General features: G+C 61.2%; 19 protein-coding genes. 10 read left to right on the forward strand and 9 right to left on the reverse strand.

Going from position 1 to position 18,970, the window contains the following annotated elements:
• Positions 1–83 precede the first annotated feature (83 nt).
• Both P5W98_RS28380 and P5W98_RS28385 read left to right on the forward strand, forming a co-directional pair.
• Positions 84–446 carry a translation initiation factor Sui1 gene (locus P5W98_RS28380; protein ID WP_421027997.1) on the forward strand — a complete coding sequence of 121 codons (363 nt, stop codon included), beginning with the start codon at positions 84–86 and terminating at the stop codon, positions 444–446.
• Positions 447–753: 307 nt separating this feature from the next.
• Entirely contained in the window at positions 754–1,398 is a 645-nt protein-coding gene (locus P5W98_RS28385; protein ID WP_421027124.1) for a hypothetical protein, read from the forward strand.
• Positions 1,399–1,526: 128 nt separating this feature from the next.
• On the opposite strand, the gene P5W98_RS28390 is transcribed toward P5W98_RS28385, so the two are convergent.
• Positions 1,527–1,841, reverse strand: a complete 315-nt coding sequence (locus P5W98_RS28390; protein ID WP_421027125.1) for a helicase — start codon at positions 1,839–1,841, stop codon at positions 1,527–1,529.
• Positions 1,842–2,592: 751 nt separating this feature from the next.
• Between P5W98_RS28390 and P5W98_RS28395 the strand changes: the two genes are divergently transcribed.
• Complete coding sequence (locus tag P5W98_RS28395; protein ID WP_421027126.1) at positions 2,593–2,922, forward strand: hypothetical protein; 330 nt, start codon at positions 2,593–2,595, stop codon at positions 2,920–2,922.
• A 437-nt stretch (positions 2,923–3,359) separates the two neighbouring features.
• On the opposite strand, the gene aroE is transcribed toward P5W98_RS28395, so the two are convergent.
• The 5 genes from aroE to P5W98_RS28420 are packed head-to-tail and all read right to left on the reverse strand — an operon-like array spanning position 3,360 to position 7,214.
• A complete protein-coding gene (aroE, locus tag P5W98_RS28400) occupies positions 3,360–4,196 on the reverse strand; it encodes a shikimate dehydrogenase (RefSeq protein ID WP_421027127.1) in 837 nt (278 codons plus the stop codon).
• A gap of 6 nt (positions 4,197–4,202) precedes the next feature.
• Positions 4,203–5,414 (reverse strand): CaiB/BaiF CoA transferase family protein, encoded by a 1,212-nt coding sequence (locus tag P5W98_RS28405; protein ID WP_421027128.1) that lies wholly within the window; start codon positions 5,412–5,414, stop codon positions 4,203–4,205.
• Complete coding sequence (locus P5W98_RS28410; protein ID WP_421027129.1) at positions 5,414–5,872, reverse strand: MaoC family dehydratase; 459 nt, start codon at positions 5,870–5,872, stop codon at positions 5,414–5,416. The genes P5W98_RS28405 and P5W98_RS28410 overlap by 1 nt, the downstream gene beginning before the upstream one ends.
• A gap of 2 nt (positions 5,873–5,874) precedes the next feature.
• Positions 5,875–6,267, reverse strand: coding sequence for a VOC family protein (locus tag P5W98_RS28415; RefSeq protein ID WP_421027130.1), 393 nt, complete (start codon positions 6,265–6,267; stop codon positions 5,875–5,877).
• Positions 6,264–7,214 (reverse strand): ketopantoate reductase family protein, encoded by a 951-nt coding sequence (locus P5W98_RS28420; protein ID WP_421027131.1) that lies wholly within the window; start codon positions 7,212–7,214, stop codon positions 6,264–6,266. Before P5W98_RS28420 ends, P5W98_RS28415 begins: the two co-directional genes overlap by 4 nt.
• 106 nt (positions 7,215–7,320) lie before the next feature.
• On the opposite strand from P5W98_RS28420, the gene P5W98_RS28425 reads away from it, so the two are divergent.
• The 3 genes from P5W98_RS28425 (at position 7,321) to P5W98_RS28435 (ending at position 10,652) form a co-directional block, all read left to right on the forward strand.
• The gene (locus P5W98_RS28425) at positions 7,321–8,226 is read left to right on the forward strand and encodes a LysR family transcriptional regulator (protein WP_421027132.1); all 906 of its coding nucleotides are present in this window, start codon (positions 7,321–7,323) and stop codon (positions 8,224–8,226) included.
• Positions 8,227–8,495: 269 nt separating this feature from the next.
• Positions 8,496–10,334 (forward strand): EAL domain-containing protein, encoded by a 1,839-nt coding sequence (locus tag P5W98_RS28430; protein WP_421027133.1) that lies wholly within the window; start codon positions 8,496–8,498, stop codon positions 10,332–10,334.
• 126 nt (positions 10,335–10,460) lie between these two features.
• The gene (locus P5W98_RS28435) at positions 10,461–10,652 is read left to right on the forward strand and encodes a hypothetical protein (protein WP_421027134.1); all 192 of its coding nucleotides are present in this window, start codon (positions 10,461–10,463) and stop codon (positions 10,650–10,652) included.
• 188 nt (positions 10,653–10,840) lie between these two features.
• Here the strand turns inward: P5W98_RS28435 and P5W98_RS28440 are convergent, their stop codons facing one another.
• The 3 genes from P5W98_RS28440 to P5W98_RS28450 form a co-directional block, all read right to left on the reverse strand.
• On the reverse strand, positions 10,841–11,233 hold the full coding sequence (locus P5W98_RS28440; RefSeq protein ID WP_421073385.1) for a hypothetical protein: 393 nt from the start codon (positions 11,231–11,233) through the stop codon (positions 10,841–10,843).
• A gap of 247 nt (positions 11,234–11,480) precedes the next feature.
• Positions 11,481–11,945 carry a hypothetical protein gene (locus P5W98_RS28445; RefSeq protein WP_421027136.1) on the reverse strand — a complete coding sequence of 155 codons (465 nt, stop codon included), beginning with the start codon at positions 11,943–11,945 and terminating at the stop codon, positions 11,481–11,483.
• A gap of 412 nt (positions 11,946–12,357) precedes the next feature.
• Positions 12,358–12,567, reverse strand: a complete 210-nt coding sequence (locus tag P5W98_RS28450; RefSeq protein WP_421027137.1) for a DUF3562 domain-containing protein — start codon at positions 12,565–12,567, stop codon at positions 12,358–12,360.
• Between the two features lie 409 nt (positions 12,568–12,976).
• Here P5W98_RS28450 and fusA point away from each other — a divergent pair, with 409 nt between their 5' ends.
• The 4 genes from fusA to P5W98_RS28470 all read left to right on the forward strand — a co-directional run bounded on the left by fusA (position 12,977) and on the right by P5W98_RS28470 (position 18,943).
• Positions 12,977–15,025 carry an elongation factor G gene (gene fusA / locus P5W98_RS28455; RefSeq protein ID WP_421027138.1) on the forward strand — a complete coding sequence of 683 codons (2,049 nt, stop codon included), beginning with the start codon at positions 12,977–12,979 and terminating at the stop codon, positions 15,023–15,025.
• Positions 15,026–15,245: 220 nt separating this feature from the next.
• On the forward strand, positions 15,246–16,124 hold the full coding sequence (gene purU / locus P5W98_RS28460; protein WP_421027139.1) for a formyltetrahydrofolate deformylase: 879 nt from the start codon (positions 15,246–15,248) through the stop codon (positions 16,122–16,124).
• 383 nt (positions 16,125–16,507) lie between these two features.
• Positions 16,508–17,326 (forward strand): LuxR C-terminal-related transcriptional regulator, encoded by an 819-nt coding sequence (locus P5W98_RS28465; RefSeq protein ID WP_421027140.1) that lies wholly within the window; start codon positions 16,508–16,510, stop codon positions 17,324–17,326.
• Positions 17,327–17,551: 225 nt separating this feature from the next.
• Positions 17,552–18,943 (forward strand): MFS transporter, encoded by a 1,392-nt coding sequence (locus P5W98_RS28470; RefSeq protein ID WP_421027141.1) that lies wholly within the window; start codon positions 17,552–17,554, stop codon positions 18,941–18,943.
• The last annotated feature ends 27 nt before the right edge of the window (positions 18,944–18,970 follow it).

The following is an 18,970-nucleotide window of genomic DNA, read 5'->3' on the forward strand; positions in this document are numbered from 1 at the left end:
GAAATGGAACGCAGTCAGGAGGGGCAAACGCAACCTGCTAAACTCGGCGATTGCTGGCCTTTATGTCTTTGTGTATGCCTATCATCAAGAGCAGTTCGAAGGGTGACCTCGTTTACTCCACAGATGGCGGGCGGATGTGTCCCGAGTGCCGGCACACGGTCGCGGAATGTATATGCAAGACGATTGCCAGGACACAACCCGCAGGGGACAGCGTCGCGCGGGTAGTTCGCGAGACCAAAGGGCGGGGCGGGAAGAGCGTGACGGTCGTGAGAGGGTTGGCGCTCGACCCCGTTGCCCTGGCCTCGCTGGGCAAGCAATTGCGCGCCGCCTGCGGCTCGGGTGGAACGGTCAAGAATGGTCTGATTGAAGTGCAGGGTGACCATTGTGACCGTATTATCGAAGAGCTCAAAAAGTCCGGTCATCGGGTGAAGCGCGCCGGGGGCTAATTCCTTCGGTTGGCGCAGGCGAAAAGCGCAATCGACCACGCTCGGGCGGTAACACGCCAATATCGTCTATTCGCGAATGTCGTCTCGCAAGTGAGCGCTGCCCGTCACAGTCATCCAATCCAGCATGGATCGACCCCACCACTCTCTGGGCGCACGGATGACGACACAAGCCGCGCCATACGCTCCGACCTCGCGACGAACTAGCGGATCGCGCCAGATCAAGATCACCCGCCCGTTCAAACACGCGTGACTTCGGTTGTCGGGGCCAGGGTATTCGCGAGACATCAATCATGCTGAAGAGGAGCAAATGAAGAAAGGAAAGACGAAACTCACGCGTCTTGATGCTGAACGACTCTTCGAGGGACTTCCCGCCTCGAACGCAAGCGTGTCGAGTCGGCCCGAGAACCCATTCGACGCAGGGACGTTCACCGAGATCAGGCGCGTCGACGACGAAGCCAAACTCTGGAAAGACAACCTCATCACACTCCCGCTAGCGATCGCATTGCCTGCTGGATACGAATCGATATCCGCCTTGCGCGAGGCGATGGTGCGCGCATGGCGCGTGAGGTGGGTACGGGAGGAGGAAAGCCACGTTGTCGCCGAATTTCCTGAGGGATGGACAGCCGTTCGTCCGCAAAGTGGGCCCATAGAGTTGCGCGATTCCACTGGTGTTGTCCGCGCCCTTTTTGGGTGGGCCGAGGACGCTGAACTCCGGATTCTGCCCAGGTATCTGGTTGAGTCGCAGGCGAACAGTTCAAGTGGGCTGGGCAGCCTGGTTGTCCGTGATCGAGGAAACGGCCAGATTCTCGAGAGATCGTCAATCTGGTCCGCGAAAACGGGTACCCATCATCCGGATTGGAGCAGGCTGTCACTATGGCTCAGTTCACGTTACCCACAACATGGGGATCCGCTGCGCTACTGGAACGATTGCGAGGAAAATATCAAAAATTAGGCCACTTCTGCGGGCCCCGTTCTCGTGCGCAAACTACCGAATCCGAAGTTGAGGGCGCGCCAGCAGGGGCCGGCGCTTCATTGAGCTTCCGCGTTCGGCACCAGGATCAGATTCGCTCGTCTCGTTCTCTATGCGCCTTTCAGCCAAGGCATTTCCACAGGTGACACCACCAATTGTCGGAACTCACGCTCCAGTTCGAAGATGAACCCGACCAGGATCATGGAGTCGGCATAGGGAATCGGGAATACGTGAGGATTTTCTGCAGCACGTAGCGGGCGCGTGGGCGTGTCCGCCGTCGTTGCGGCGTTCTCGCGGACGCTTTCCAGTTCGTCAGCCATTGCCTGCCCACTTACTTTCATGACGCGGCTACGCAGGTCGCTGAAGGGTTCAATGCGCGCCCCGTCTTCATTGTATTCGGGCACTTCATAGATAAACCAGGACATTTGTCTCTCCCAGAAAAAGGCCGCTATTCTAACAGCGGGGGTAAACGGCTGTCCCAGGCAACCCAACGCTGCTGCTTCGATCGTTCACCGTCAAGTGACGACAATGCAACGGGTTACGCTGTGATGCAGATGTGCTGCCAAAGAACTCGGCTTGGATTGCTAATCAATTCTGGCATGACCGGTTCAGACGATGGTCAAGGAACATTTGCGTACAGCCGGTAACAGCATCGCGAGACAGCCCCTCCGTAGCGTAGGCGTTCGCAGCAGCGCGGACCGACCATCTGCAATGAGTCGGGTTGCGCACCAGGCATGAGGGTCGCGCTCTAGACGAATATCGCGCGCGGTCATAGGGTGTTGTCCTGCCAATTGCGGACGTTCAAAGTCGATATCGTTGTTGCCAACAATTGAAAGCCCGGATTGACGAACAAGGCTGCGGCCACGTTGTGGTCCGCCTGGCTCGAGCGCGCAATTCTGTTGATGTTCGACGCATGCCGTCGGAGCACCGTGAAGTGGCGAGGCTACGGCCACAAACCGCCGTTCACATGCGTCGTCGGTGGGACGTTCCGGCGTCGGCTCCAAAGGAGTCTATCGGCCTTTCGACCGTAGCAGGCAATTCCCAGACGCCCCAGGCCCCGTGCATCATCGCTGGCCAAAACGCTTGCCTTTCGGTCGCCCCGCCATCGTCCGGAATGCAGTACAGTGACTCAAGCAGCAAGCGCGGAAGCTGTGATCATTCACAGGGAGAGCTGCAATGGACGGCTTCGGACTGACTTCAGAGATCAGCGATCTTCTCGTGCTGGGCGTCGCTCTTCGGAATATGGCCGTGGGCACCGGATCTATCGATCGAAAGGGTCTGCTCGCCGAAATCACGCGATTTGTCGATTTGTTGGAACGCGCTATTTCAGACAAGGCTGCATGTCGAAACCGTACCTACGAGGCTCGCATACTGCTTGCACAGGATCTTCCTCTCAGCGCATTGGACCAGATCGATGCATTGCTCGTCAGTTGCGGCGCACAGCTGACGCTACAGGCTCTTTTTTCTGGCCCCGCTTGTGCGTGCCAGTACAGCCAGTGTCATTAGCGCAGCCGGACGTCCAGCGATGATACGCGCACGTTAGCCATGCAACGTGGAATTGGCCGCATGCGGCGGCGTTGCGGACGATGGATCGTTGGCAACCTCGTCTTGGCCCAAAGGCTGCAGTTGGCCGATCGCACCAGTTCGATGATTCTTCCACGGACCAGATCGTCAAAGGCAACTTTTACGGCGCCTACGTCAACGAGTGCACCCGGCCACCATCAGCCAGTCAGGCACATTGAATAAGTGACGTTTGACAGTCTTTCCTGCATTCGAGAGCCGTCATTCGCCGTATCATTTATCTCTGTGGCAGTAGCCGGGTTGCAATTCAGGCGCGCCGCTCAATTGCGGATCTCCGCATGGACGGCCCGCAGTTGCCGAACGTGTTGTGATTGACGCCATGAAGCATCAGGACGTTTTTCATCGGGTTCTCCTTTACGCGATCAGTCGAGCGGCACAGTGAGACAGTCGATGACCGCGGCCGTCTGTGGACGCACGCCGCGCCACCATGCAAAGGCTTCGGCGGCCTGCTCGACCAGCATGCCCACGCCGTCGGCGACGCCATGCACGCCTGCGTTGCGCGCGAGCCGCAGGAACGGCGTGAGCCGCTTGCCGTACGCCAGCTCATAGGCGGTGCCATCGGGACTGAATACGCTCGGCGGGACGGGTGGCAGTTCGCCCGTCAGGCTCGCGGAGGTCGCATTGACCACGAGATCGAATCGGCCCATCGCCGGTAGATCGCCATAGCCGCGAGCACGCAGCGCAGCACCACGCGCACCGACCTGGGCTGCCAGCGCCTCGCCCTTGGCAACGTCGCGGTTGGCGATGACCAGTTCGGCGGGACCTGCGTCGAGAAACGGCAGCAGCGCACCGCGGGCCGCGCCGCCTGCACCAAGCATCAACACGCGTTTGCCGGCAAGCGGAACGCCGAGATTGACCTCGATATCGCGCAACAAGCCAATGCCATCGAAATTCTCGGCAATGATCCGGCCGCTTTCGAACTTCAGCGCATTGGCGGCACCGGCCAACGCCGCGCGTTCGCTGCGCTCGTCGGCGAGCGCGAAGGCCTTCAGCTTGAAGGGCGCCGTGACGTTCATGCCCTTGCCCCCTTCCGCCGCGAACTGTCGCACGACCTTCGCAAAGCCCTCTTCAGGGTCAAGCAGTCCTTCTATCGCGACGTAGGACATCGCCTGTTGCGTCGCTTCGGCAAACAGACCGTGAATCAACGGCGATTTCGTGTGTCCGATCGGATTCCCGATCACTGCATACCGGTCAGTCATGGTGTCTCACTTCGAGTAGAGAACGCCTTCGCTTTGCATCGCGTCGATCTCGGCGGCAGAAAAGCCGAGCGATTGCGCGACCTCCGTGTTGTGCTGCCCGAGATCAGGCGCGACGTCACGAATGGTCGTGTCGCAATGAGAAAAGCGGAAGGGCAGGTTGGGCAGACGCAGCTTTCCATAACGCGGATGATGCTGCTCGACCACCATGCCGCGCGCCTGGATTTGCGGATCGTCGAGCACCTCGTCGATGCGCTGCACCTTCGCACAAGGCACATCGATGCCATCCAGCAGTTCGAGCACCTGCGCGACGGGGCGCGCGGCAACCCACGGCTCTACGACGGCGAGAATCGCCTGCCGATGTGTATTGCGGCCGACGCCATCGTAAAAGCGCGTATCGCTCCCGAATCCCGCAGGTCCGCCATGCGTTTCGATCAGCGCGGCGAGGCGCTTCCACGCGTCATCCACCTGCGCCGCAATCACGAGGTCGCCGTCGGCGGCGCGAAATACACCATAGAGCGTCGAGGTCGGCGTGTCGTGGCCTGCCTGCTCCGGCAGCACGCCTTGCAGCGTATAGCATTGCACCGCGTACTCGTGCATCGAGACGAGCGTGTCGTAGAGCGCCATGTCGATGTGCTGGCCGTGTCCGCTCTTAACCCTTCCGAGCAGCGCCGCGTTGATCGCCGCCACCGCGTGAATGCCCGTGTACATGTCGCCGAGCGAAATGCGCAGCAGCGGCGGCGGCTCGCCGGGCGTGCCCACCATCTGCATGATGCCGCTCTTCGCTTCCGCGATCAGGCCAAAGCCGGCGCGATGTGCGTCGGGGCCCGTGTGGCCGTATGCCGAAATCGAGCAGTAGACGAGACCTGGATTGCGCGCGGATAACGCCTCATAGCCCAGCCCGAGCTTGTCCAGCGCGCCGGGACGGTAGTTCTCGACGAACACATCTGCCGAGTCGCACAGGCGGCGCATGAACTCCTTGCCGCGTGCGTCTTTCATGTTGACGCTGACGCCGCGCTTGCCCATGTTCAGTTGCAGGAAATAGCCGCTTTGCTGGTCGTCCAGCACGGTCGCGTGCTGGCGTCCGGCGTCGCCGCTACCGGGACGCTCTACCTTGATGACTTCGGCGCCAAGCGCCGCGAGGCAGCGGCCCACGTACGGACCGGCGAGGAAGTGGCTATAGTCGACAACGCGAATGCCTTCGAGAGGACGGGCCTGCATCAGTGCGCTCCCGGCCGGCGCGGCACCATCAGGCGATGCTCGCCGCGCTGAACTACCTGGTCATCCTGATTGATCAATTCAGATGGCAGCACGACGATACCCCAGCCCGGACGGCTGTTGCTGGGCCGCATGGCGCCGACGCGAAACTTCACATGCAGGACGTCGTTGACCCGGATGGGCAACAGGAAATCCCAGGTCCAACCAAGCGACATGCCGGGCAGAAAACGATATTCGCTCTGGGTCTTGAGGCCGTCGGCAATCGAAAGTCCAAACAGTCCATGCGCAACGAGGCAGCCGAAGTGGCTCGCTTTGGCATAAGCTTCGTCCACATGCACGGGCGTATGGTCGCCAGTGAGGTCGGCGTAGGCGAAGATGCGCTCCTTCGTCACGGTGTAGTTCGGGCTCACGCACTCGTCGCCTTTGCGGGCGTCGTCCCAGTACTTCTCGATGATCGTCATGCTCACGCCTCCGCGCGCGGGTTGATGCTCATCGCCTGCGCGACACACGACGCAGGTTTGGACTGAATCAGTTCGACGGCGAGCCCGTCGGGCAGACGCAGCCAGTTGCGCCCTTGCGGCATTTCGCTTACGCCATAGGCTTGGGCCGCAGCCAACGCCGCTTCCAGGTCTTCGCACATGACGCCCAGATGGGCAAGGCGCCCTTCGGGGCCTTCGTGCTGCGGGGCATGAATGAACTGCAGGCCGCCGAGCGTCCAGTACTGGCGCGGTGCGTCGGCGGTGCCGTCGACTTCGCGCATGCTCATGCCGAGCACGTCTTCGAAGAAGCGGATATGCCACTGAATGTCCTTCACCCAGATCGCAACATGCTCCAGATAAGCCTTCGTGCCGCTCATGCCGTTGCCTCCTTGCGCTGCTCGTCGGCCATCGCGCGTTCGATGCCCTTGATGCATGCCACCAGCGTCGCGTTGACGGGCGTCGGCACACCGAGCCGTTGTCCCCAGCGCACCACCGAGCCGTTGATGAAATCGACCTCCGTGACGGAGCCTTTCTCGAGGCTTTGCAGCATCGACGTCTTGAACGCGGGAGAGAGGCCTTCGGCCGCAAGTGTCCAGGCCTGTTCGGGGTTCGTCATCGACAGCGCGATGCCGGCCGCCTGCGCGGCCGCGATGGCCTCGCCGATGGCCGCGAGCGCCGTCGCCTTCAACAGCGGTTCGTCATAAAGCTGACCGTAGGTCAGACGCGTGATGCCCGTGATCGCGCCCGTGGCAACGTTCACGAGCAGCTTGTCCCACATCGTGCCCATGATGTTGTCGCTGACTGTGGTCATCAGCCCGGCAGCATTGAATGCCTCGGCGATCGCCCGCACGCGCGGCGTGATCTGTCCATCGAGTTCGCCGATATAGGTCGCCTTGCCGGCGACACCCGACTGGATATGCCCTGGACCGCACAACACGCCGCCGACATAGGTCTTGCCCGCGAGCACGCGTGCGCGGCCCACGATATCGGCGAGGACGTCTTCGTGCCCGAGTCCGTTTTGAAGCGACAGCACGAGCGTTTCGGGTCCGATCAGTGCGAGTGCGCCGCGCATCGCAGCGTGGGTGTGGAAGGACTTGACCAGTACGATGACCACGTCGGCCACACCGACTTCGCTCGCCTGCGTCGCGGCGCGCACCGCGATGCGTCGCGAGCCGCTATCGTCGTCGACCCGCAGACCGTCGCGACGCATTATTTCGACATGAACGGGCGAACGGTCCAGCAGCCAGGTTTCGTGGCCGCCTTCCGTGAGAGTGGCGCCGATCGCGCAGCCTAGTGCGCCGGCGCCGAGAATCGCAATCTTCACTGAGTTTCTCCTTGACGTGCAGGCACACGATAGGCGTTGCTGCTCATATGGACAATGCAATGGCTACAATGGTGTCATTGCGCCAGACAATAATGTCCGCTACGCCATGATGCCGACCGACCTGCCCGATCTGAAACTGTTACAGCTGTTCGACCTTCTGTACGACGCGCGCAGCGTCACGCGCGTGGCCGAGCAACTGGGCCAGAGCCAGCCCACCATCAGCATCTGGCTCGGGCGACTGCGAGAGTATTTGCAGGACCCGCTTTTCATCCGCACGCCCGGTGGCATGGCGCCGACGCCGCAGGCCGACGCGCTGATCGGGCCTTGCCGCGAAATTCTCGAATCGCTCAGGCGCTTCGTCGCGTGGGAGATCGCGTTCGATCCCGAAACCGCGCAACGGCGCTTTCGCATCTGCATGACGGACGCGAGCCATATCACGCTGCTGCCGAGACTGCTCGCACATGTGCGAGCGCAGGCGCCCGGCATCCGGCTCGAGGCGGCGCGAATCGACGGCAACACGGAACGGGCGCTGGAGTCGGGCGAAGCCGACCTCGCCATCGGCTATGTGCCGTGGCTCAGCGGCGGTATCTACCAGCAGCAGCTCTATCAACAAGACTGGGTGTGCCTGACGAACCGGCACCATCCGCGCGTTCGCGGGCGGCTCGGGTTGAAGCAGTACCGTTCTGAGGGGCATGTCGCCATCGAAGCGGGCACGGGTGCTCAGTTGCTCGAACAGGCGCTGGCTCGCGAGCGCATCGAGCGTGACGTCGTGCTGCAACTGCCGGGTTTCCTGGGGCTCGGAACGATCGTCCAGACCACCGACCTGGTCGCCACGCTGCCACGTCACATTGGCGAAACGCTCGCTCAGGCCAACGATCTCGCCGTTCATTCATGCCCGATTCCCGTGGATGGCTTTGCCGTCCGGCAACACTGGCATGCGCGGTATCACCACGAGGCCGGGAATCGCTGGCTGCGTGGTGTGGTCGTTCAGCTGTTCGGGGTTTCACTGTGAGAATGACCTTAAGGCACCGCGCCCCATTTCACGAAAATTCGACCGTTGGACCTCTGTAACCCGCCGTTGACGGCATGTCCGAACGAGCATCCGAGATGGGTCGCCTCCGGCCGAGGGAACCCATGTTCTGCGACACAGCGCAGGAAGCCCGCTTCGCACACCATGCAAGCGCCACCATCGCACACAAACGGCGGCTGTCACTAAAAATTCATTTAATTCATAATGAATAGTGCCGATATGCCGACAGTCGAATGCTCCGGTCGTTTGTCATGTCCCAACGCTCGCCTTTCCCCGCCATAGCGCCACGCATCGAAGACCTGATCGCACATCGCGACCTGTCTGCCGTCTTCCAGCCCATCGTCGATTTCGACGGCGGCGCCATTCTCGGCTATGAGGGCCTGATTCGCGGACCGGTCGGCACACCGCTCGAAACGCCGTACGCCCTGTTCGCTCAGGCGGAGGCCGAAGGTAGCGCGATAGCGCTGGAATGCGCGGCCGCGCGCACCTGCATCAAGGCGTTCGCGCAACTCGCGTACGAAGGCAAGCTATTCCTGAATTTCAGTGCGGGAGCGATCCGCCAGTTGGCCGCCGATCGCGATGGCACGTTCGTGATGTTACGAAAAATGGGCGTCGAGGCCGAGCGCCTCGTGATCGAGCTGACCGAGCAAAGCACGATCCCCGATGTCGCAAGCTTTCTGCCTGCGATCTCCGTCTTGCGTACGGCGGGCGCGCAATTCGCCATCGACGACTACGGCACGGCGAACGCGAGCTTGAATCTGTGGGTGCGTCTGCAGCCGGACGTGGTGAAGATTGACCGCTTTTTTATCCACGGCATCGCGAGCGACCCGCTCAAGTTCGAAGCCGTCAAGGCAATGCAGCATTTCGCTGCGGCGAGCGGAGCGCGGCTCGTGGCCGAGGGCATCGAACAGGAATCGGATCTGATCGTCGTGCGCGACATGGGCATCGGCTGCGGACAGGGCTATTTCTTCGGCAAGCCGCATGCGAGGCCGCCGCGCGCCATCACCGACAACGCCCGCGAAGCATTGCGCGCCGGTCACATCGCCGTGTTCCCCGAAGCGACGCGTGCGGTCAACGCATCGCTTTCGGGCGGTATGGCGTGCGCAAAAATGATCGTGCGCGCGCCGGCGCTGCCACGCGAGGCGACAAACAACGACGTGCTCCGGCTGTTCAACCGGATGCCGAACCTGCACGCGGTCGTCATCGTCGAACAGGGCGAGCCTGTCGCGCTGATCAACCGGCGCGCGTTCATGGACCGCTACGCGCTGCCCTATCACCGTGAGCTCTTCGGCAAGCGGCCGTGCATGCTATTCGCGAACACATCGCCCGTCGTGATCGAAAAGTCGATGACGATCGAGAACATGGCGAAGCTGCTCGCCAGCGACGACCAGCGCTATCTCGCGGACGGCTTCGTGATTACCGATCAGGGTCGCTACGTCGGGCTGGGCACAGGCGAGAGCCTCGTGCGCGCAGTGACGGAGGTGCGCATTGAGGCGGCCCGCTACGCGAATCCGCTCACCTTCTTGCCGGGCAACATTCCCATCAGCTCGCACATCAGGCGCCTGCTTGGCAACGACTCGGGCTTTTACGCGTGCTACGTGGATCTGAATCATTTCAAGCCTTTCAACGACCAGTACGGCTACTGGCAAGGCGATGAAGTGTTGAAGTTCGCCGCGCAGGTGTTGACGGAGGTCTGCGACCCGATGCGCGACTTTCTGGGGCACGTCGGCGGCGATGACTTCCTGATCTTGTTCCAGAGCGACGACTGGCGCGAGCGCGCTCAACGCGCGATCCACGTCTTCAACGAAGGGACGCAGCGCTTCTATGCGCCCGCCGACCGGCTCGCAGGGGGCATCCACGGCGAGGACCGCCGCGGCAATCCGACGTTTTTTCCCTTCGTGACAATGGCGATCGGCTGCGTGCACGTCGAGTCGCAGACTGGCCAACTGCTTCATACCAGCGAGGATATTGCCTCGGTCGCGGCACTCGCCAAACGCCGCGCGAAGAGCGAGGCGTCCGGCCTGATGGTGATCGGATTCGAAGAGAGCCACGCGCTGCTGCGAGGACGGACGGCGGCTGTGTCGCAATAAACCCTGTTGTAAAATCGGTGGTCGTCGCCTTTCACGTTAATTGAAGGAACCTGACGCCCAACTGATCATTTCCATGGCGGAGTCTGAGGCACGATATTGGTCGTCGGACACGGTCCCGGAGGGCGAATGGGCAGCGGTGAAATGGACGAACGCGAGCTACGCGAAGCGTGCGCCGAGGCCGCATTTTCGGACATTGCGCCGCCAATTATCCAGGTGACAATCGAGCAGGCGAAGGCGCGGGAGAAAATACCCGACAGCGCGAGTTCTTCAGGTCACTCGCCGATTCGGCTGGCAAGGCGCGCGATTATGACATCCTGATTGAACTGCTCAAACTTCAACAGAAAGACCGCAAGGCGGTTGCTCCCGAAATGTCTGACGCCCGACAGGAGGCGCTCGACGCTGGCAGAGAGGTGCTTTCGAACCGTCTTTGCACCTGGCTTTTTGGTAATGGATTGAACCGTTGTCTTCTTTCAACGTCGACACGGCAAGAACGCAACGATGCGTGGTCAGGCGAATGCAACCTCTGCAAGGAACGTTGCGAAGTAGTCGTCGTCCAGCCATCCAGAAACGTGCTTCGACGCCTCGATGCGCTGGATTTCCTTCTGCCCTTTCTCGGTCAGGACAGCAATCTGTAGGGTCGGCAGATACTTCGTACTGGGGGGAGGTTTCTGGTCAACGATCTGGATCAGACCTTGCGAGCGAAGCGACGTGAAAATTGCCGGTCGCTTGTGCCACGGTATTTGCCGATGCAAAGCAAGTCGGAGAGCTTCAAGTACAGCGCCATTGCTGAATTCCATGAGCGTCCTTTGGTGATCGGCTGAAATGTCCTTCTGGCTTTGAGCACGCAAGGTAGCACATGAAACGGTGCTTTCCGATGACACAGACAGGAAGCCTTCCATGTCCGGCTATAAAGACAAGGCGCGAACTAACAGACGGCTGTTAAAAGCTGGCTACAGCGAATCGCGTCCGGCGAAATGCCACAAGTTTGGCGCTCAGCCAGGTAAGTCGCTCGAGTTCCGACACGCCTGCCCAGGCACCTTGGCGCGACTGCACGTAATGCCGGCAACTTCGGGAGGCGTTGCGCACAGGACACCGCTTACGCCAGCGTCCTGTCACGCGGACATCTTCACTGAACGCGTGTGTGGGTCACGATGGCACGCGGTCTTGCTCGCTGTTGGCCGGACGACCGGTCTTGACAGTTTCGAGTGCCGAAATCGCAGCCACCAGTCGCTTGGACGAAGCGGATTCGAGCATCTGCAGACCAGCGCGCAGAAGCTCACTCTTCTTTACCGCGACACCGGCTTCGAGGCACTTCCGCTTGAGCAAGGCGATGCGCTCATAGTCGGCCTTGGGCATCGTGAAGCTGTCACGAATGACCTTTTGCTTCTTCGCACGTGCGACCTTGGTCTTTCCGACGGCTGTGGGTGCAGGCGCCGCCACCTCCGGATTTACCGATGCCGCATCTTTCGCCTGGGATTCGGAGCGTTTGGTTTTGCCCGTGCTCACGTTCGCCATGGGCATTTGCGCTTCACTTTGCTCCTCACCAGGAACAGTTGACTTCGGGAAGTGAAATGCCTTCTTTGTGGGCTTGCGAGTAGTTGCTGTGGTCATGCCGGCCTCCAAGTGTGAAAACGATATAAACAGTATATACGATTTATATCGAAAATTTTTAACCACGCATCACTTGATCGTGCATCTGAGCTTCGAGCTAAACGCTTACATCAAAACGTCGTTCAAGCATGAGACAGCGGCACGCTACGGCGGGAATCGTCCGTCCGCGTGTAACGTCTTCGCTTTGCGATGAAGCTCGGTGAGGGCGTTCGGCGTCGGCGACACGCTGCAGCAATAGCACAATCGAGGTAGTGCGAAACAACGATGCGCATCTGAAGAACTTCGGCTTCCTCTACGAGCCAGCAAACGTGGACGATGCCCCGCGCCTGTGTATGTTGTGACGACCTCGGGATATCGGTGCAAAAACCAGAAGACCGGGGTCGAAAAAGCCGACGGGACGATGGCAAGAAGCTTAATGGTTTGCTTTCGACGCGGCTCGCAAGGTTTCACGCACGCGCTTCGCCGCGAGCAAGGGCACGTAATCGAGAATCTGCGCGTCCGTACGGAATGCCTGCAACGTCGATGAGTTCCAGCACGAACTCGTCTTTCGCAATGTCCCAGGCAACGCTCTCGAACCACGTCGCGAGGGAGTCAGCACTGACCGCAATGGCCACTCGCGCACGTTCGCTTGCTTCAGGCTTGATTTGCTTTAGTGTCTCTGTCTCCAGCGTTCGTAGTACCTGGATGTGTCGACGCAGGTGTCGGCACCGCCCGTTCTCGCACTAACAGCGGCGTCCCTAGTGAAGCTTCCAGTGGTTCACGTAGCGCAGCGCACGATCGGCAGGCATGGGCATCGAGCCTGTCCCCCCGCGCACGGATCCCACAAGGCAAGCCCCGGATATTGCAGCGCAGCGAACCTGCACGGCTTTAACGCGTCAAACGACGTGTTGAAAGCCGCCGGCGTTCGATACGACGCCCATTGGGCGCTCATGCTGCGCGCGCTCGCGCACAAGCCGTACGCGCTTGTATTTGGCAGAGCGCCCGAATTTCGCCAATAATTGCCGGACATTCACTACTGGACGATGGCGGCCATGGATTACCCTCCCGAAGCCATCCGCACAGTCGCGCTCGTTGGGCACGCCGGCTGCGGCAAGACCTCGCTCGCCGAAGCGCTGCTGCATCAAGGCGGCGCGCTCCACGCACCGGGCAGCGTGAATCGCGGCACCGCCCTGTGCGATTTCGATCCGCTCGAGCGCAAATACCATCATTCGCTCAATTCCGCGCTCGCGCATCTCGACTACCAGGACACGCGCATTTATCTGCTCGACACGCCGGGCTACCCCGACTTCGCGGGCCTGTCCATCAGCGCGCTGGAAGCCGTGGAAACCGCGGCCATCGTGATCGACGCGCGCACCGGCATCGAGATGACCACCAGCCGCATGATGAGTTGGGCGCAGCAGCGCAAGCTGTGCCGGATGATCGTCGTGAACGGCATCGACGGCGAAAAGGTCGATCTGCCCGGCCTGCTCGCGCAAATTCAGGAACTGTTCGGCAAGCAGTGCCTGCCCATCAATCTGCCCGCGCAAAACGGCAGCGAGGTAGTCGACTGTTTTTTCAATCCCTCAGGCGTGGCCGATTTTCATTCGGTGGAAGCCGCGCACAATGCGCTGGTGGACCAGGTCATCGAACTGGACCCCGACTTGATGGAGCTGTATCTGGAGCAAGGCGAAGCCATCCGCCCCGAGCAATTGCACGAGCCCTTCGAGCGGGCGCTGCGCGAAGGACATCTGGTGCCGGTGTGCTTCACTTCGGCGGCAACGGGCGCGGGCGTTGCGCAATTGCTCGACGTGTTCGTGCGTCTCCTGCCCAACGTCACCGAAGGCAATCCGCCGCTGTTCTATCGCGAGAGCGAGGGCAAGCGCACGCCCATGCAAGCGGAGCCGGACCCGGACAAGCACGTGCTCGCGCATGTGTTCAAGATCGTGGTGGACCCGTATATCGGCAAAGTGGCCGTGTTCCGCATTCATCAGGGCACGGTCACGCGCGACAGCCAACTGTATATCGGCAACGGCCGCCAGCCCTTCAAGGTCGCGCATCTGCTAATGCTGCAGGGCAAGGATCACACAGAGATCCAGCGCGCCGGTCCCGGCAATATCTGTGCGGTGGCCAAGGCCGACGACATCAGCTTCGACGACGTGCTGCACGACACCCCCGAGGATGGCGATATCCACCTCACACCGTGCGAGTTTCCCAATCCGATCTACGGCCTTGCCATCGAGCCGGCGCGGCGCGGCCACGAGCAGCGGCTCTGGGAGGTCCTGCAAAAGCTCGCCGCCGAGGACCCTTGTTTGCTGATCGAGCATCCCGAGGGCACCAACGAGACGGTCGTGCACGGCCTGGGCGAACTGCATCTGCGCTACATGCTCGAGCGCCTCACGGAACAGCACAAGCTCGAAGTCATCACGCGGCCGCCCACCATCGCGTGGCGCGAGACCATCGGCGGCAAGGCTGAGGGCCATTGCCGCCACAAGAAGCAGACGGGCGGCGCGGGCCAGTTCGGCGAGGTCATGCTGCGCGTGGAGCCGCTGCCGCGCGGCGCGGGCTTCGAATTCGTCGACGCGGTCAAGGGCGGCGCGATTCCCTCGCAGTTCATTCCCGCGGTGGAGAAAGGCATTCAGCAGGTGATCGAAAACGGGCCGCTCGCGGGCTTCCCGATGCAGGACGTGCGCGTGACCGTGTACGACGGCAAGAGCCACCCGGTCGATTCGAAGGAAGTGGCGTTCGTCACGGCGGGGCGCAAGGCTTTTATCGATGCGGTGCTCAAGGCGCAGCCCATCGTGCTCGAACCCATCGTCGACATCGAGGTGATGACGCCCGAAGCGGCCATGGGCGACATCATCGGCGATCTGTCCTCGCGGCGCGGCCAGGTGCACGGCACGCGCACGGTGGGCGGCCATGCGATGGTGATTGCAGGCAAGGTGCCGCTCGCCGAACTCAACGACTACCAGTCGCGCCTGAACTCGCTCGCAGGCGGCCACGGCAACTACAGCATCCAGCTAAGCCACTACGACCCCGTGCCGCCCGCGCAGCAGGACAAGCTCGCAGCGCAGCACAAGGCGCGCGGCGAAAGCGCCGAGTAAACGCCGGGAAGCAGCGAACCGCTGCGGCGTCGAGCGCGTCCAGCCGGCCGCCCGGCGCCTGCCGCGTTTCGGCACGCGCCGGCGCGCCATGAAGCGCGGCGTGCGGGCGGCTAACGACGCCTGGCGTTTCCGTACCCGCAACATAGCGGGTGCGTTCTATGTGCTGGCGGCCAAAAAATGGCTTACTCCTTGCATCGCTACGATACCTGGAGACCCTCACATGTCCACCGACGTTCGCCCGCATCAGTACGTCCTGACCCTGTCCTGCCCGAGCGCCGCCGGACAGGTGGCCGCCGTCGCCAGCTTTCTGGACGGCCACCATTGCTACATCGACGAACTGACCGTCTTCGACGACGACATCAGCTCGCGCTTTTTCCTGCGCTGCGTCTTTCACGAAGTGATTCGGGGGACCAACGGCGAGCTCGACCTCGCGAGCCTGCGCAGCGAATTCGAGGCCACCGCGCGCCAACATGAAATGACGTGGGCGATCCACGACCTGCAGGTCCGGCCCAAGGTGCTGATCCTGGTGTCGAAGCTCGAACACTGTCTCGCCGACCTGCTGTTCCGCTGGCGCATGGGCGAACTGCAGATGGACATTGCGGCCATCGCCTCGAACCATGCCGATTTCGAGCCGCTCGCGCGCCAGCACGGGCTGCCGTTCCGGCATCTGCCGGTCACGCCGGAAACGCGCCAGCAGCAGGAAGCCGCGATCCTCGACCTGTTCGAATCGACGGGCTCCGAACTGCTCGTGCTCGCGCGCTACATGCAGATTTTGTCTGACGAAACGAGCAAGCGCCTCGCGGGCCGCGCGATCAACATCCACCATTCATTCCTGCCCGGCTTCAAGGGTGCGCGCCCCTATCATCAAGCGCATGTGCGCGGCGTGAAACTGATTGGCGCGACGGCCCACTTCGTCACCGACGATCTCGACGAAGGCCCGATCATCGAGCAGGAGGTACAGCGCGTGGATCACAGCTGCAAACCGGAGCAACTGCTCGCCGTGGGCCGCGACGTCGAGTGCGTGACGCTCGGGCGCGCGGTGAAGGCATTCCTGGAGCGCCGCGTGTTCATCAACGACGGCCGCACGGTGGTGCTCTGAATCCCTGGGTACCCGGGTTCCGCTAACACCACCATCTGGACAACTGGCCACGCCCGCCGTCTCCATGGCGGCATGGCCAGACGAAAAATCGGCGATGACTCTGGAGGATTAAGCCGGATGCGATCGGGCGTTGCCGACCCAGATCGGCCGCACAGATCGTGCTCGACATTTTGACCGCGCGGATACAAGGGTCATTGAAACTGCGAGCTCGCGGGTCGAGTCAACTGATCTTCTGCTGGAGCCAGGGCTCGGAGTATGATGCTTGCATAGCGTTGTGCGGTCCGCTCATGGTATTCACGCATTGGCGCGAACCAGAACGAAAACAAATCGCCCAGGCGGCGCTCAAAGTCGCCTTCCTTGATTAACAACTTCTCCAAATCATCATGCGTTTATGGCGGCTCGAACGTCCCAGTCTCTCAGGGAACCTCGATCTTTCGCGGGCAACGAGCCTGGTTTCCGCCATTGGGTCTGATGATGCCAACGCATTCGCCGCAGAAGTTTTGAAGTTACTAGGCGACGCCGCAGGCATCTCGCAATGCACGGTGTTTGCGTACGAATTCAACAATCGCCCGCGAACGGTGTCGGTGGCAGACCACCGCGGCGGCCGATTCCTCCGCAATGTCGCGGATGTCTATGCCAGGACCTTTTACGCGCTGGACGGTAACCAGGCGGTCATTTCGGCGGCCCGGCCGGAGAAACCCGACTCGGCAGTGCTGCTCCACCAGCAAGCCGTCGAAGACATCACGCATGAGGGATATCGAGCCGCGTGTTACCACCAACCTGACGTGTCAGGCCGTGTCTCCCTGCTACTGCAGCCGGCACAGGACATCTGGCTTTCCGTCAATCTCTACCGCGACCGCCGGCGCGGACATTTTCATCCAAACGAGATCGCGCTGATCGAAGCATTTTCTCCGCTCATCACCCAATCCGCAAAGCACCATTACTCGCTGTGCGGGCCGATTCAGTCCGGGATTCCGCAACTCATGCTCGCGCGCATCCGCAGGATATGCCCCGATTTATCGAAGCGAGAGGTCGATGTGCTTTGCGGAGTTCTGGAAGGCCGCACCGCGCAGGAAATCGGCGATGTAATGGGGGTGAAGGCTTCAAGCGTCGCGACCTATCAGAAGCGCGCGTACCGCCGCCTTGGCATTTCGAGCCAGCGGCAATTGTTCGCCTTGTGCCTGGCTCCGGATAAAAGCTGACCCGCGCGGTCCGTCGCCCCACGTCGGACGCCCGCCCGGTCGATTCGAACCAGGGGTTTTCTCTAGTCCGCTTCCCTTGCCAACTTGTACCCGTTTTGGGGACAGCGCCAGTTCGTCGCCCTCGCATACTCCAGTCATCGCCATACCTCGCATCCCTGCCGAGCCGACGCGATTGCATTGAGTGCCGTAGCGCTCGACATAGACCTGGATCTGGAGACGACTCATATGGAAACCACCCCGCTGGCTGACCGCAGCCTGGTTCCTGGTGGACCGGAGCATAACGCTGGACCGCGCGCTTCGCGCTCCGAGCAGCATGTCATTGCGAAGGTATCGCGACATCTGCTCTGGTTTCTCTTCATTCTGTTCTTCTTCTCGTTTCTGGATCGGATCAATATCGGCTTTGCCGGGCTCACGATGATGAAAGACCTTGGTCTTTCGGGAGTCCAATTCGGTCTGGCGACGACATTGTTTTATATCGCTTACATTGCGTTTGGCATCCCGAGCAATATCGTTCTGACGCGCATCGGCGCACGCAAATGGATCGGGACCATCATGATCGCGTGGGGCTTCGCATCCACCGCAACCATGTTTGCATCGAGTCCAGGCACGCTCTATCTTTTACGCATCCTGGTCGGCGTCACGGAGGCGGGCTTTCTGCCCGGCATCTTGCTGTATATGACCTACTGGTTTCCGGGCGCTTATCGTGCGAGAGCGAACGCCATGTTCATGATCGCCATGCCAGTGACAGCCGCACTCGGGTCTGCGCTCTCAGGGTACATCCTGGCCCTGGATGGAACACTTGGCCTCAAAGGCTGGCAATGGCTGTTTTTTCTTGAAGGCTTGCCTTCCGCAATTTTGGGTCTGGTCGTCTTCGCCTACCTTCGCGACGTCCCTGAAAAGGCAGCGTGGCTCAACCCGGAAGAGAAACGCACGCTCTCACATATCCTCGCGGCCGAGCACAAAACCGATCCCGCGCCTCATGGCGAATCTGTGGCAGAGAAAAGCCTTCTTGGCGAACTCTTGTCGCCGACCGTCATCAAGTTCGCGTTGGCGTACTTCTGCCTGGTCAACACGCTTGCCATGGTTGCCGTGTGGACTCCGCTGATCGTGAAGAGTTTCAGCGCAGGCGCGAGCAATCGCACCGTGGGCCTTCTGGCTGCGATCCCGCAAATCTGCACTATCGTCGCCATGATCTGGTGGGGAAGGCGCTCGGATCGGAAGCAGGAACGCAAATGGCACTTGATGCTGCCGATGCTCTGCTCCGCTGCAGGCTGGCTGTGCACGGCCTACTCGACGCTGCCTGTGGTCCAGCTGCTGGGCATCTGCCTGGCGTCCGCAGGATCCTATACCGCCATGTCGATCTTCTGGACGACCCCGGATCACGCGCTGAGCTTCCGTGCCCGCGCCGTTGGCATTGCGGTGATCAATGCGACCGGCAACATTGGCTCGGCTTTGAATCCCTTGATTGTCGGCTGGATGAAAGATCTGACACACAACTTCTCGGCCGGCTTGCTCTATGCGGCGGCTTTGCTTGTGATCGGCGCGCTCATTGTCGCGGTGCTGCCGATCCAGGCTAAGCGCCCGCAGCATGCGGAATTATCAAATAACGCGCGTTAACGCGTGCCGACTTTGCGCGATGCGCCA

It is taken from the genome of Paraburkholderia sp. A1BS-2L (assembly GCF_051125205.1).
GTDB lineage: Bacteria > Pseudomonadota > Gammaproteobacteria > Burkholderiales > Burkholderiaceae > Paraburkholderia.